Here is a 14,140-nt window from a genome sequence, read left to right as displayed (position 1 = left end):
CGGCGCGGTTCCTCAGCCGCCGTGCCGGTGCGCCGTCGGCAGCAGGTCCAGCATCTCCTCGTCGTCGAGTTGATGGAAATCGCGATACGCCCCGCCGACTCCGCCGAGGGAACGCGGAATCAGCGGGCAGACCGTCTCCCGGGCGAGACCGCGCAGGCGCTCCATAGCCTCGATCGAGGACACCGGCACCGCCACCGTGATCCACCGGGGCCGATGCGACTGCGCCACGCGGCACGCCGCGGCGACCGTCGCGCCCGTGGCCATCCCGTCGTCGACGATCACCACTGTGCGATCGCTGATCGGCACCCGCGGCACCCGCGCGCGCACCATGCGCTGCCGGCGCGACAGTTCCGCGCGCTCGGCCTCCTCCACGGCGGCGATCTGTTCGGTTCGCACGCCGGTCTGCCGCAGCACGTCGTCGTTGAGAACCCGGACCCCGTCCTCGCCGATGGCCCCCATCGCCAGTTCGGGTTGCCACGGCACGCCGAGTTTCCGGACGAGCAGCACATCCAGATCGCCGCCGATGACCTCGCGCACCGCGGCCGCGACCGGCACCCCACCGCGCGGCAGTCCCAGCACCAGGGGATGCCACGCCCGCAGGTGCGACAGTGAATCACCCAGCGTGCGACCGGCCGACCGACGATCCGGATAGATCATGGTGCCACCAGTCTATGGCTCGACGGTGAAGCGGCGCAGGCTCAGGCTCGGGTTGGTGGTGCGGATCTGCCGCAGGTGGTCGAGGTCGATGCGGCTGGTGGCGATACCGGGGGCATCACCGAGTTCGGCGAGCAGATTGCCGGAGGGGTCCACGATCATCGACGCGCCCGCGCCGCGCGGGGCGCAGTGGTCCGCGGCGGCCACGTAGACCGTGTTCTCGATGGCACGGGCGCGCAGCAGCGTGGTCCACTGATCCAGCTTGCCCGGTCCCGGAATCCATTGCGCGGGAAGTAACAACACCTGCGCTCCCGCGGCGGCCACCCGGCGGCAGCCCTCCGGAAAGCGCAGGTCGAAGCAGGTCTGCAGGCCGAAGGTGACGCCGTCGACGGTGAAGGTGGCGGGATCCTCGATCGGGCCGGGAGCGACCACCTCCGATTCGCGGAATCCGAACGCGTCGTAGAGGTGCACCTTGCGGTAGACCGCCGCGAACTCGGCATCGGGACCGGCCGCGATCAGCGTGTTGTAGATGCGGTCGGTGATCTGCCCGCCCGGCGCCTCGACGACGCCGGCGACCACGTGCACCCCGAATTCGGCGGCGAGGCCGCGCAATTCGCTCGCCCACGGGCCGGTGATCGGCTCGGCCGCCGCCACCACCCGTTCGTCCAGCCGCTTGACCGCGAACATCGAATATTCCGGGGCGACAACCACTTTCGCCCCGTGCTCGGCGGCGGCGCGAACATGGTCGCGCAGCGCGGCGAGATTGGCGGCCTTGTCGGTGTACGGCCCGAATTGCACGACCGCGATATCGACCGCCTGCGTCGGAGCCGGGGCGGTCGCCGGTCGGGCGGCGGGCCGGGGTTCGAGTCCACCGGCCACCGCGGGAGCGGGCCGCCCGGCCTCCGCGGTGGTGGAGTAGGTGATCACGATCGGGACGGGACTGCCGATGGGGTCGGCGGTGGAGGTTCCGGCGTCCGGGCGGGCGGTTCCGGGTGCGTCCGCAGTGTCGGATTCGTCACTTACGAGTGCGCCGGCACCGCCGCGAGAATTCGGCTCGGCGGGCGCAGATGCGGTGGGCCGCAGTGGTTCGGCGGATTCCGGAACGTCGCGCAAGGGCGGCTGCTGCGGGTGCATAGGTCTCACCGTATTGGCCCGATGGTCCGGGCGGCCACCGCAAGGCATTAAACTGCTGGTCAATATGAACAACTCATCGGTCGACAGCGTGCCCGGCGGCGGGGGCGACAGGCCCGAAGGCGCAGACGAGCGCAACCACGAAGGGCCCGCGGACGCCGCCACCGGGTACCGCGGCGACAGCGGCGACGTGACCGAGCCGTCGTTCGCCGACCTCGGCATCGACGATCGGCTGCTCGCGGCGATCGCCGATGTCGGCTACGAGTCTCCGTCGCCGATCCAGGCGGCCACCATTCCTCCGCTGCTCGCGGGCGCCGACGTCGTCGGCCTGGCCCAGACCGGCACCGGTAAGACGGCGGCCTTCGCGATCCCGATTCTGATGGGCCTGGACAAGCGGCCGAAGCCGCCGCAGGCGCTGGTGCTCGCGCCGACCCGCGAGCTGGCGATCCAGGTGGCCGAGGCGTTCGGCCGCTATTCGGCACATCTGCCGGGCATCCATGTGCTGCCGATCTACGGCGGTCAGAACTACGCGGTCCAACTGCAGGGTCTGCGGCGCGGCGCGCAGGTCGTCGTCGGCACGCCGGGCCGAGTCATCGACCACCTCGAACGCGGCACTCTCGATCTCACCCAGCTGCGGTATCTGGTGCTCGACGAGGCCGACGAGATGCTGAAGATGGGTTTCCAGGAGGACGTCGAACGCATTCTGCGCGACACTCCCGCGGAGAAGCAGGTCGCGCTGTTCTCGGCCACCATGCCGTCGGTGATCCGCAAGATCTCCAAGCAGTACCTCAAGGATCCGGTCGAGATCACGGTCAAGTCCAAGACCTCGACCAACACCAACATCACCCAGCGCTGGGTGCACGTCTCGCATCAGCGCAAACTCGACGCGCTCACCCGGATTCTCGAGGTCGAGCCGTTCGAGGCGATGATCATCTTCGTGCGCACCAAGCAGGCCACCGAGGAGCTGGCCGAGAAACTGCGCTCGCGCGGCTACTCGGCCGCCGCGATCAATGGCGATATCGCGCAGAACCAGCGCGAACGCACGATCGGCCAGCTGAAATCCGGCACCCTCGACATCCTGGTCGCCACCGATGTGGCCGCGCGCGGGCTCGACGTCGACCGCATCTCGCATGTGGTCAACTACGACATCCCGCACGACACCGAGTCCTATGTACACCGCATCGGCCGCACCGGCCGGGCCGGGCGCACCGGTGAGGCGCTGCTGTTCGTCGCGCCGCGCGAGCGCCGGCTGCTGGATGCCATCGAGCGTGCCACCCGCCAGCCGCTGACCGAAATGCAGCTGCCCAGCGTCGACGATGTGAACGCCCAGCGTGTGGTCAAATTCCACGACGCGATCACGGAGAATCTGTCCGCGTCGAATCTCGCGCTGTTCCGCAAGCTGATCGAGGATTACGAGGCCGAGCACAACATCCCGCTCGCCGACATCGCCGCCGCTCTGGCGGTGGGTGGCCACGACGGCGACAACTTCTTCATGGAGGCCGAGGCCGAGCCGATCCGCCCGCCGCGCCGCGAACGGGCCCCGCGTGAGGACCGCGAGCGTCGGCCCGAGGGCGGTCCGCAGCGTCATCGCGCCACCGACGCGGAGATGGCCACCTACCGTATCGCGGTCGGCAAACGGCATCGTGTGGTTCCCGGCGCGATCGTCGGCGCCATCGCCAACGAGGGCGGTCTGCGTCGCAGCGACTTCGGCCATATCAGCATCCGCCCCGACCACAGCCTGGTCGAGCTTCCCGCCGACCTGTCGTCGGAGACCCTGGATGCGTTGCGCCGCACCAGGATCAGCGGCGTCCTGATCCAGTTGCAGCTGGATCAGGGCCCGCCGTCGCATCGTTCCCTGAGCCGCGGTCCGCGCCGCGAGGGCCCGCGCAAATACGACCGCCGCAAGCCGCGCAGCTAGTCACCGGCCGCGGCGGCGCGGGAGAGGCGCCAGACGTTGTCGACCCGGGTGCCGGAGCGGCCGTCGGGGGAGGTCAGCGCGCGTTCGACCGGCTCGCAGGTGCGAACGGTCCATTCGCCGTCGAGACGCAGGGTGTGCACGACGCCGTCGAGGGTGGGAAAGACGGCGTCGAAAGGGTATTCGTCGGGCGTCATCCAGGTCGGCCAGCCGGCGTGCATGACGATCAGCAGGGTGCCGCCGGGTGCCACCGCGTCGGCGGCCCGGCGCAGGACGCCGTCTTGATCCAGGGCCACCGGTGACTGCAGGAACTGAGCGTTGATCAGGTCGTAGCTGCCGTCCGGGAAGGTGCGCCCGAGTTCGTGGCGCTGCCATGAGATGCGCTCGCCCAGGCCGGCCTGCTCGGCATGGGCCTGGGCCCGTTCCAGCGCGGTCTGCGAGATGTCCACGCCGGTCACCTGCCAGCCCTGCCCGGCCAGCCAGACCGCGTCGGCGCCTTCGCCGCAGCCCAGATCCACGGCGCGGCCCGGCCGCAGATCCGCGGTCTCGCGCACCAGCAACGGATTCGGATTCCCGCTCCAGACCCGGTCGCTGTCGCGATACTGCTGCTCCCAGAACACCGCGGGCTCGGTGGGTGATGTGGCGGACATGAGACTCCTCGTCGCTCGGGGCGCCCGGTCGGCGCCTGCACCCAGGATCACCGGGCGCGGCGAAAACCGGCAAGGTTTCTTGCCGAAACGGCAAATCGGTCCGCGGTCCGGCGTCGCGGCGTCGATCGCCCGGCGCGTTTACCGTGACGGGGAAATAGGCGGAGCGCATGCGAATTGTCATTAACTTATTCCGCGCCGTGCGAATTACGCAGGGTACGGCCATTTCGCTACAACCTAAAGGTTCCTTCTCGCCGGTCGCGGCAGCGGGCCGCCCAGGATCGCGGCATCGGGCGCGATTCGTCGTTTATGATCCGGTCGACGAGCGGTTCGATTCGAGGCGTAGATTCGATTCGGACCTACGAAATACGGTGGGAGATGCCCATGAAACTTGCCCTGTCACCCGACGAGGTGGCCTTCCGGGACGAACTACGCGCGTTCTTTCGCACCGAGATACCGGCGGAGATCCGGGACAAGGTCGAAAACGGCCGGGAACTCTCCCGCGAGGACATCGTCACCGCCCATAAACTCCTGCACGCCAAGGGCATCGCGGTGCCGAAGTGGCCGGTGGAGTGGGGCGGTCAGGACTGGACCTCGATGCAGCGCCACATCTGGGAAGACGAGATGCAGCTGGCCTGCGTACCCGAGCCGCTGACCTTCAACGCGAACATGATCGGCCCGGTCATCGCGCAATTCGGCTCGGAGGAACTCAAGCAGCGCTTCCTGCCGCCGACCGCCGCCCTCGACATCTGGTGGTGCCAGGGCTTCTCCGAGCCCGACGCCGGATCCGACCTCGCCTCGCTGCGCACCACCGCGGTGCGCGACGGTGATTCCTATATCGTCAACGGCCAGAAGATCTGGACGACGCTGGCCCAGTACGCCGACTGGATCTTCTGCCTGGTGCGCACCGATCCGACTGCGCCGAAGAAGCAGGCCGGTATTTCGATGCTGCTCTTCGATATGAAATCGCCGGGCGTCACCGTGCGGCCGATCAAATTGATCGACGGCCGCCACGAGGTCAACGAGGTCTTCTTCGAAAACGTGCGGGTGCCCGCCGATCAACTGGTCGGTGAGGAGAATGCGGGCTGGACCTACGCGAAATTCCTGCTCGGCAACGAGCGCACGGGTATCGCCGGCGTGGGCCGCACCAAGGTCGTGATCGCCACCGCGAAAAAGCATGCGGCACAGATTCCGACGGGTTCCGGGACGCTGCTGGAGGATCCGGTGTTCGCCGCCCGCGTCGCCGAGCTGGAGAACGAACTGCTGGCGCTGGAACTGACGCTGTTGCGGGTGGTGGCCAATTCCGCCGAGGGCAAACCGAATCCGGTGTCGTCGGTGCTGAAGTTGCGCGGTACCGAATTGCAGCAGGCGGCCACCGAGCTGATGCTCGATGTGGCGGGCCCGGACGCGGTGCCGGTCGGCGCCGACGACATCGCCGCGCCGGACTGGGCGCAGCGCACCGGACCCACTTATCTGAACTACCGCAAGACCAGCATCTACGGAGGCTCGAACGAGGTGCAGCGCACCATCATCGCCTCCACCATCCTCGGATTGTGAGGCGCTGCCATGGATTTCGAACTGACCGATGAACAGGTCATGCTGGGCGAGACGGTGCGTGATCTGCTGGCCCGTGCCTACGACCCGGAGAGCCGGCTGAAGGTGCTCGACACCGAACTCGGCTGGAGTCGCGACGTCTGGTCACAGCTGGCCGAATTGGGCGTCCTCGGACTGTCTTTCAGTGAGGAGGACGGCGGCGTCGGTGCCGGACCCGTGGAGACCATGGTCGTCATGGAGGAGGTCGGCCGCCGTCTCGCTCCCGAACCGCTGCTGGACGCGGTCCTGCTGCCCGGCGGTCTGATCGCCTCGCTCGGCACCGCCGCCCAGCGGCAGCGGATTCTGCCGGAGGTGGCCGGCGGATCCCGGCTGCTGGCCTTCGCGCACGAGGAGGCCGGTTCGCGCTGGCCGGATATCACGGTCGCGACCACTGCTGCCGCCGACGGCGACGGCTACCGGCTCTCCGGTGTGAAAAGCCGGGTGCCGCACGGTGATTGCGCCGACGAGCTGGTCGTCACCGCCCTCGGACCCGACGGTGTGCTGCGGCTGTTCCTGGTGGCCGCCGATGCCGAGGGGGTGTCGCGCACCGCCTACCGCACGTTCGACGAACGCCGGGGTGCGCAGATCGAATTCGCCTCGGCTCCGGCCGAACTGCTCGGCGCCGCCGAGGCCGGCGATGTCACCGAGGCGGTCGCCACCGCCATCGCGACCGCCCAGGCGAGCCTGTGCGCGGAATCGATCGGCGCGATGGGTGAGGCGCTGCGGCTGACCACCGAATATCTCAAGACGCGCAAGCAGTTCGGGGTCACGCTCTCGAAGTTCCAGACCTTGACCCAGCGCGCCGCCGATATGTACGTCGCGATGGAACTGGCTCGCAGTATGAGCTTCTACGCGACCGCCTCGCTGGCCGAGGGCACGGTCGATCCGATCGCGCTGTCGCGGGCCCGCCTGCAGGTCGGCCGCGGCGCCCGCCACATCGGGCAGGAAGCGGTGCAGATGCACGGTGGAATCGGTATCACCACCGAATATCCGGTCAGCCACTACGTCGCCCGGCTCACCGCCGTGGACCAGACCTTCGGTGGCCGGCGCGAACATCTGGGGGTGCTGAGCAGCCGGGTCGGGGAGTACGGCCTGGCCGAACTCTGATCCGCACGCAAGTGCACCGCTGAGGGTGGTGGTCGTCGCGAATCCGCGCGGGCGCCACCCTTTTCGGTGTGCGGGTCAGTTGCCGCTGTTCTCGGTCGCCGGCGCCGGCTGCAGGTCGGTCGTCGGTCCGGATTCCTCGACGGTGCGCGGCGCGTGATGCGGCCGGGTGGTTGTCGGGCTGTCGGATTCGGCGTAGGGATCGCTGACGGACGGTTCCGTGGTCGGGGTGGGAGTCTGCGTTGTGGTGGTGGTGGTCGGCGCGGGCGGTGCGAACGCCGTGTAGCTCGGCTCGGCCTCGGTCGTGGTGCCGGTCGCCGTCGCGGAGGTGGTGCGCCGCGCCGGAGTGTTCGCCGCGACCCGCCAGGAGGGGGAGGGGGGAATGATCACCGCGGGAGCTGTGGTGGTGCCGCTGCGCGTGATCGGGGTGGTGGCCACCTGCAGATCCGCGGCGAGCGGCGGCGGCGCGACATAGACGTCCTTGTGGCCGATCCCGCACGCCCCGATCAACACCAAACCCAGCGATACCGCACCGGCGGCCATCGCGGGACCCGCGACCCTCATGTTCAGACGGCCCGGGGTCTCCTCATCGGCGCGATCCCCCGTGCTCGCCCTGTCGTCCATGGATGTGGTGCTCCCTCAAACTGTTTCCGAGTGGCCTCACAGTAACCGAGAGCCGCAACCCGGGGCCAGGCATGCCGGTTGGTCCGCAAAATACCGGACGGTAACCTGAAAAGCCAATGCTTCACATAACGAAGTAGTTACGTTCGGCGTGTCGCGGGCACGTGTCGCGTGGAGTTTCGGCGGCGGCCACGTAACGTGTGAGCGAAGTTACATGTGAGGCGCATGTTATTTACCGGGCGAAACAGACGTTTCGACAGTCTCGGTGGGCGTCATCGAGGAGTAGTGATGGGAGCTTATTCGACATCCCCCACGCGCGCGGTGTCACAGGGTGATTCGGCTGCCGCCGAATCCGGACACAGCGCCTGGACGATCACCTCCCGCATCGCGGCCTGGTTGATCTTCCTCGGCGGATTGGTCGGTGCGGTGCTCGGCATCGCGGGCCTTCGTGTCGAAATCACTGTCGCCGGACTGATTCTGGCCTGCACCGCCGGTCTGGTCCTGCTGAAACTTCGCGCCGACGGGCAACAATCGGTCTGAGAATCACCTATCCGGAAAAATCGGTGGGAGACCTGCTCCGACGGGCCTACCGTTGGTCGGCATGCGGATCGAGCTGACCACGGACCCGTTCGAGTTCCAAGCCCGCGCCGGGCATTGCCTGGCGCGAGACCCCCTGCGGCACACCGTCATTGCCACGATGGTCCGCAACGGCGTGGCCGGGGCGATGACGACGGAACCGGTGTTCGCCATGGTCTGCGACGGCGATGCGGTGGTGGGTGTCGCCATCGATACCCCGGGGCACGGCGCGTATCTGGGTGACATACCCGCCTCCGCGTTGCCGGGGGTGGCCGCGGCACTGTTCGACCGAGACCCCGCCGTCGTCGCGGTCGAGGGAGATCCCCACTCCGCATCGGACTTCGCCGGCCATTGGCAACGACTGTCCGGCAATGCCTTTCGGCTGCAGTGGACGACGCGGCTGTATCGCCTCGGGGAGTTGCGCGTCCCCGCCGTGCCCGGCATCGTCCGCCGCGCCGGCGACGCCGATGTCGATCTCTGTATTCGCTGGGCCGAGCGCATGCGTCGCGAGGAGGACATCGGTCCCGACCCGCGTGCGGTCCCCGATCGGATCGCCGCAGGGCAGTGGTGGCTGTGGGAGGACGCGGGTGTTCCGGTATCGGTGGTCGCGCATCAGCGGCGCGCATACGGCTGGACCCGCATCGGGCCGGTCTACACTCCGCCCGAATTCCGCCGCCGTGGGTACGCCGCGGCCGCCACCGCGCACGTGTCGAAAGCGCTGCGCGGCAGCGGCTCCCAGGTATGTCTGTACGCCGATCTCGACAACCCGACCTCGAACAAGATCTATCGGGACATCGGTTTCGAGCCGGTCGGCGATTTCCGGCGGTTCGTATTCGACGTGGCGGAATGACGGCGGCTAGGCGGTGCGCCGCAATGCCGACTTCTCCGGCTCGAACGGGGTGTTCTGAGCCGCCGCCAGCCACCACCGCCCGTCGCGTTCCACCAGCACATACATCGCCGTCTCGGAGAAACCGGCGGGATCGGCTGCCTGCCTGCGGATCTGGGCCACCACCACGCCCGGCGCCGGCGTGGTCGCGGCGACCACCTCGAAGGTCGAGGGCGGTGCCACCTGTCCGCTCATCAGGCGGTGGTGGATCGGATTGAGCCGGTCGTAGCCGACGACGGTGGCGCCGAACGGGCTGCCCCACAGCACATCCGCGGCGAAGGAGTGGTCGTAGAGATCGGCATCGCCGGTCTCGCCCGCGCGTTGCAGCTCCGCGGCGAAATCGGCGGCCACCCGCTGTGCCGTGGTGCGGGCCTCTGGGTCGTCGAGGGTGGGGCGCTGTGTCATGGCTGGCTCCTGTGTCGTCGGGTGCTCGGGCTACAGCCAACCTAGAAGCTCAACTCAACTCGAGGTCAAGTCGGCCGCACGGACCGCTGCCGGATCGATGGCGTGGTCGGTGCCGTCCAGGATTCGGGACCGAGCGCGGCGGAAGGCCGCGGCGGGATCGTCCGGTGCGACCGGGACCCGCCACGCGATCACCTGGTCCGGGCGGACCAGAAGCGCGCCCGTCGGTGTCGATCCGACGGTGTCGCACCACGATCGGTCCATGTGAACGATGTCGACGGGCTGATCGTCGAGTTTCCAGTCCGGCGACTCCGGTCCGACGAGCAGTGTGAACGTCGTTCCGATCAGATCGAGAGTGGAGCGGCCGTCGGCGAGGTAGCGGTGGGGCAGCCGGGTGCCCGGCTGCCCGGTCAGGTCCAGGTGGTCCATGGTGTGTGGACTGTCGTCGTCGATGAACGCGCCCGCGGAGTAACGGGTGCCGAGAATCAGGGCGATCGGGTCGGCGAGCGGCGTGCCGTCGGTGGATTCGCGAGTCATGGTGCGCAGGTTCGCGGTTCGGATACTGGATTGATCGGCGATGTACCGGCCGAGGGGGCGGCGCTCGCTGTCGTAGCTGTCGAGCAGGCGTGACGATGCCTCGCCACGCAGCACCAGCGCCAGTTTCCAGGCCAGATTGTGGCCGTCCTGGATGCCGGTATTGGCGCCCGCGGCCGCGTACGGCGGCATCACGTGCGCCGCGTCGCCGGCCAGGAACACCCGGCCCGACCGGAACGTGTCGGCGACGAACATCCCCGGCTCCCAGGGCAGGACGCTCAGCACCTCCACGTCGATATCGGGGACTCCGATGGCCTCTCGCAGCAGTTCGGGCCAGCGATCGGCGGAACGGTCCACCTCTGCCGAACTGGTGAAGATCCAGCGCTGTGCGCCGTCCACCGAGGCGAAAGCGCCGGGGATGCGGTCGTTCTCGATCTGGCAGAGGTTGAATTCGCGCCCGCGCACCAACTCCGCCAGATCCGCGCGGAAATACACGTTCACCGCGCGGCCGAGGGTGCCGCGGCCGTGGCGACCGATATTGAGCCGCTCGCGGAGCGGGCTGCGCGCGCCGTCCGCCGCGACGAGGTACGACGCTCGCACGGTGTCGACGCGTTCCGGCCCGGTGCGCAGTGTCGCGGTGAGACCCGCGTCGTCCTCGGCGATGTCGACGCATTCGACACCGAAGCGGATATCGCAACCGCGTGCCCGTGCCAGATCGCGCAGGACGGGCTCCAGCTGATCCTGCGCGCACAGGCAGGCCGACGCGGGCGTGATCGCATCCCAGTCCGGCAGACCGCCCGGAAATGTGAACGGCAGCCGCTCGGCCCGGGCCAGTGTGGGGCCCGCCGCCATCGCCTGATGCGCCGAGAGTCCACGGGCCGCGTCCTCGACCGCCTCGGCGATGCCGATGCGGCGGAACAGTTCCATCGTGCGGATATTGATCCGGCGTGCTTTCGGCTGGGCCGAGGTGGTGGTCCGGCGTTCGACCACTATCACCGGAACGCCCTGATGCCTCAGGAACAGTGCGGCGGTCAGGCCGGTCAATCCGCCGCCGACGATCAGGACCGGATTTTCGTGTACGTCGTACATCATGTGTACGTTGTACACCGATGGTTGAATTCCGGCAAGGAGGTGTGCACGGTGACCGAGGAAGTGCCCGGACCGCTCATCTGGTCCCTGCCGGAACCGCCCGGCCGGCCGACGACGAACCTGAGCCGGGCCGAAATTCTGCGCGCGGGAATGGCGATCGCCGATGCCGAGGGCGCGCGGGCGCTGACGATGCGCCGGGTGGCCCAAGCCGTCGGCGCGTCCACGCCGATGTCGCTGTATCGCTACGTGGGCAGCAAGGACGGGCTGGTCGACCTGATGATCGACGCTGTCTACGGCGAAGTACCGTTATCGGTGGGTTCGGACTCGGCAAGCACCGCGCAGTGGCGCGACGCGCTGGAGCATCTGGCGCTGGACACCTGGGCCGCGATCCGACGGCACCTGTGGTTCGGTGAACTCGTCCACACCCGCCCGCCTCTGGGCCCGAATGCGCTGCGCTACTTCGACTTCCGCTTCGCCATGCTCGAACCCCTGGGCCTGCCGGCCGACGATCTGTCACTGCTGACCGGTGCGGTGGACGGTCATCTGTTCGGCGCCGCCCTGCAAGCGGCGGAGGAGCAACGCATGCGAACCCGCGCGGGACTGGCCACCGACGACCAGCTCGCCCGGGCCGCGAAACCACTGGTGGAGCCGCTCTTGGAAGAGGGTCGCTATCCCGCCTTCGCGCGGTGGTTCCACGGCCGCACCGGCTCCGGCCCCGACGACCCCGTGGTGTGGACACTGCGGTGCCTGCTCGACGGCATCATCGCCCGCATGGGGCTCGACGAACCGGGTGGCCGATAGGGCCGTGCGCGCCTAATCCGGCAGGGGGACAACCCATTCGAAGGCGCGAGCCTCGGAACGAGCGCCTTCGGCGGTGCGGGAGCGATTGGGTTCGCCCAGGTCGGTCAGCAGCCGTTCGGTGAGGTCGACCATGGTCGCCAGGGTCGCGGGGGTGAACCAGCCGGGGCGGGTGGCGAACAGGATGTCCTCGCTGGCGGTGTTGCCACTCGCACCCGGCGCGAAGGGGCAGCCACCCAGACCGCCCAGAGAACCGTCCACCGCATCCGCGCCCGCCGCCAGCGCCGCCAGGGAGTTGGCGACACCCATGCCCCAGGTGTCGTGGCCGTGAAAGAGGATGCGGCGCCGCGGAGTTCCCGATCGCACCGCGGCGATCAGGGCGTGCACCTGCGCCGGATACGCCTGGCCCAGCGTATCGGCGATTACGACGTCGGCGGCGCCGTCGGTGCGTGGATCGGCGGCGATCGCCAGCACCCGCTCCGGATCCACCGGCCCGTCGAACGGGCAGGTGAAAGACGTTGCCAGACAGAGCTGAATCGACCCGCCGACCTCCTCGGTCAGCCGGATCGCCTCGGGCATCGCGGCCACGCTGTCCTCCGCCGTGCGGCCGATATTGGCCTTGTTGTGGGCATCCGACACCGACAGGCAGTACTGGAACTTCCGTACCCCCGCCTCGGCGGCACGCGCGACCTGCCGCGGTGTGGCCACCCACACCCAACAGCGTTGCAGCTCTTCGGGAGTCAGCGCGGCCACGACCTCCATGGTGTTGGCCATCGGCGGCACCAGATCCGGGCGTGCCATCGAGCCGATCTCGAGTTCCGGCACGCCCAACGCGAGCAGGGTGCGGGCGATCTCCACCTTGTGCTCGGTCGGCAACACCTTGCCGGTCAACTGAAGTCCGTCCCGCAGAGTCACATCCCGCAACGCGCCCGCGGAGGGGGTCACAAAGTCGCTCATCACACCTCAGCCTCCAGGCCATCGATGTCGGCGTCCGACATTCCCAGCAGTTCCGATAGGACCTCGCGGGTGTGTTCGCCCAAGTCGGGGCCTATCGTGCGGATGGGGAGCGAACGCTCGCCGATCACCGGGACGATGCCGGTGAAGGCGACCTGTTTCGGTTCGGCGGCGCCGACGTCGACCGGGAAGTGCTGAATCATGTTGCGCGCCCGATACTGTTCGTCGGCGACGATATCGGCGGCGGTGTAGATCGGGCCGCACGGAATGCCCGCCTGCTCGAGGATCGCCAGCGCCTCGTCGCGGGTGTGGCGCACACTCCATTCGCCGATCGCGGCGTCGAGGCGGTCGCGGTGACGCCAGCGGCCGGCGTTGTCCTGCAATTGCGGATCATCGGCGAGATCGGGACGCTCGATCACCTGCATATACCGGCGGAAGATCGCGTCACCGTTCCCGCCGATGATGATGCTGGAGCCGTCGGCACACGGGTAGGCGTTACTCGGTGCGATCCCTTCCATCCGCCCGCCGACGCGCTGCCGGTTGATGCCGTACGCCTCGTAGTCGGGGACCAGCGACTCCATCACGGAGAGAATCGACTCGTTCAGCGCCACGTCGACAATGCGCTGCGGCAACGGGATTCGTTCCTCGGCGCCCTTGCGCTGGAACAGTGCCAGCACCGTGCCGAAGGCGGCGTAGATCCCCGCGATGGAATCCCCGATCGACACGCCCACCCGCACCGGCGGCCGATCCGGATCGCCGACCAGCTCGCGCAGTCCGCCGATCGCCTCCGCGACCGCGGCGAAACCCGGCCGCTGCGAGAGCGGTCCGGTCTGCCCGTAGGCGGAGATGCGGGTGATGACCAGGTCCGGATTGGCCTCGTCGAGCACCTCCGGCCCCAGCCCCCACTTCTCCAGCATGCCGGGCCGGAAATTCTCCAGCAGCACATCGCAGTGCCGGATCAGATCCAGCACGATCGCCCGGCCCGCGTCGGTGCGCAGATCGAGGGTGATCGACTTCTTGTTGCGGTTCACCGTGCGATACAGCATCGAGGTGTCGCCGCCGTAGAGGCGCCAATTGCGCAGCTCGTCACCGGTTTTCGGGCGCTCGACCTTGATCACCTCGGCGCCGAAGTCGCCGAGGATGCGCCCCGCGGTCGGCGCCGCGATGTAGTTGCCCAGTTCCAGTACCCGAACGCCGGCCAGCGGTCGAATCTCCATGTACCGATTCAACCACCGG

14 protein-coding genes are annotated in these 14,140 nt (G+C 68.6%); 6 read left to right on the top strand and 8 right to left on the bottom strand.

Translation table 11 applies throughout. From position 1 onward, the window contains the following. Positions 1-12 precede the first annotated feature (12 nt). Both NMI01S_RS07810 and NMI01S_RS07805 read right to left on the bottom strand, forming a co-directional pair. Positions 13-657, bottom strand: coding sequence for a phosphoribosyltransferase (locus tag NMI01S_RS07810; protein WP_062995304.1), 645 nt, complete (start codon positions 655-657; stop codon positions 13-15). Positions 658-669: 12 nt separating this feature from the next. Further along, positions 670-1,461 carry a carbon-nitrogen hydrolase family protein gene (locus NMI01S_RS07805; protein ID WP_062995598.1) on the bottom strand — a complete coding sequence of 264 codons (792 nt, stop codon included), beginning with the start codon at positions 1,459-1,461 and terminating at the stop codon, positions 670-672. Between the two features lie 391 nt (positions 1,462-1,852). Here NMI01S_RS07805 and NMI01S_RS07800 point away from each other — a divergent pair, with 391 nt between their 5' ends. Next, positions 1,853-3,703, top strand: a complete 1,851-nt coding sequence (locus NMI01S_RS07800; RefSeq protein ID WP_084512662.1) for a DEAD/DEAH box helicase — start codon at positions 1,853-1,855, stop codon at positions 3,701-3,703. Here NMI01S_RS07800 and NMI01S_RS07795 read toward each other — a convergent pair. Next, a complete protein-coding gene (locus NMI01S_RS07795; protein WP_062995303.1) occupies positions 3,700-4,350 on the bottom strand; it encodes a class I SAM-dependent methyltransferase in 651 nt (216 codons plus the stop codon). The genes NMI01S_RS07800 and NMI01S_RS07795 overlap by 4 nt on opposite strands. Positions 4,351-4,731: 381 nt before the next feature. Between NMI01S_RS07795 and NMI01S_RS07790 the strand changes: the two genes are divergently transcribed. Both NMI01S_RS07790 and NMI01S_RS07785 read left to right on the top strand, forming a co-directional pair. Further along, positions 4,732-5,904: an acyl-CoA dehydrogenase family protein gene (locus NMI01S_RS07790; RefSeq protein ID WP_062995302.1), complete on the top strand. Its 1,173-nt coding sequence runs from the start codon at positions 4,732-4,734 to the stop codon at positions 5,902-5,904. A 9-nt stretch (positions 5,905-5,913) separates the two neighbouring features. After that, on the top strand, positions 5,914-7,047 hold the full coding sequence (locus NMI01S_RS07785; protein WP_062995301.1) for an acyl-CoA dehydrogenase family protein: 1,134 nt from the start codon (positions 5,914-5,916) through the stop codon (positions 7,045-7,047). Between the two features lie 75 nt (positions 7,048-7,122). Here NMI01S_RS07785 and NMI01S_RS07780 read toward each other — a convergent pair whose 3' ends face one another. Continuing rightward, positions 7,123-7,668 (bottom strand): hypothetical protein, encoded by a 546-nt coding sequence (locus NMI01S_RS07780; protein ID WP_062995300.1) that lies wholly within the window; start codon positions 7,666-7,668, stop codon positions 7,123-7,125. 285 nt (positions 7,669-7,953) lie between these two features. Here NMI01S_RS07780 and NMI01S_RS07775 point away from each other — a divergent pair, with 285 nt between their 5' ends. Both NMI01S_RS07775 and NMI01S_RS07770 read left to right on the top strand, forming a co-directional pair. Continuing rightward, positions 7,954-8,205, top strand: a complete 252-nt coding sequence (locus NMI01S_RS07775) for a hypothetical protein (RefSeq protein ID WP_157126081.1) — start codon at positions 7,954-7,956, stop codon at positions 8,203-8,205. A gap of 61 nt (positions 8,206-8,266) precedes the next feature. Then, on the top strand, positions 8,267-9,091 hold the full coding sequence (locus NMI01S_RS07770) for a GNAT family N-acetyltransferase (protein WP_157126080.1): 825 nt from the start codon (positions 8,267-8,269) through the stop codon (positions 9,089-9,091). A gap of 6 nt (positions 9,092-9,097) precedes the next feature. Here NMI01S_RS07770 and NMI01S_RS07765 read toward each other — a convergent pair whose 3' ends face one another. Both NMI01S_RS07765 and NMI01S_RS07760 read right to left on the bottom strand, forming a co-directional pair. After that, positions 9,098-9,532, bottom strand: a complete 435-nt coding sequence (locus NMI01S_RS07765) for a hypothetical protein (RefSeq protein WP_062995297.1) — start codon at positions 9,530-9,532, stop codon at positions 9,098-9,100. A gap of 54 nt (positions 9,533-9,586) precedes the next feature. Further along, entirely contained in the window at positions 9,587-11,155 is a 1,569-nt protein-coding gene (locus tag NMI01S_RS07760; protein WP_245716757.1) for an FAD-dependent monooxygenase, read from the bottom strand. Between the two features lie 48 nt (positions 11,156-11,203). Between NMI01S_RS07760 and NMI01S_RS07755 the strand changes: the two genes are divergently transcribed. After that, positions 11,204-11,953 carry a TetR/AcrR family transcriptional regulator gene (locus NMI01S_RS07755; protein ID WP_245716756.1) on the top strand — a complete coding sequence of 250 codons (750 nt, stop codon included), beginning with the start codon at positions 11,204-11,206 and terminating at the stop codon, positions 11,951-11,953. 12 nt (positions 11,954-11,965) lie between these two features. On the opposite strand, the gene NMI01S_RS07750 is transcribed toward NMI01S_RS07755, so the two are convergent. Together NMI01S_RS07750 and NMI01S_RS07745 are read right to left on the bottom strand one after the other, a co-directional pair. Then, positions 11,966-12,907, bottom strand: a complete 942-nt coding sequence (locus tag NMI01S_RS07750) for a hydroxymethylglutaryl-CoA lyase-like TIM-barrel protein (RefSeq protein WP_062995296.1) — start codon at positions 12,905-12,907, stop codon at positions 11,966-11,968. Further along, a complete protein-coding gene (locus NMI01S_RS07745) occupies positions 12,907-14,121 on the bottom strand; it encodes a CaiB/BaiF CoA transferase family protein (protein ID WP_062995295.1) in 1,215 nt (404 codons plus the stop codon). Before NMI01S_RS07745 ends, NMI01S_RS07750 begins: the two co-directional genes overlap by 1 nt. Positions 14,122-14,140: the final 19 nt, after the last annotated feature.

Origin of the sequence: Nocardia mikamii NBRC 108933 (assembly GCF_001613505.1) — a bacterium.
Taxonomy (GTDB): Bacteria; Actinomycetota; Actinomycetes; order Mycobacteriales; family Mycobacteriaceae; genus Nocardia; species Nocardia mikamii.
The sequence above is the reverse complement of the archived record's forward strand: the minus strand, read 5'-3'. Positions and strand labels throughout refer to the sequence as shown.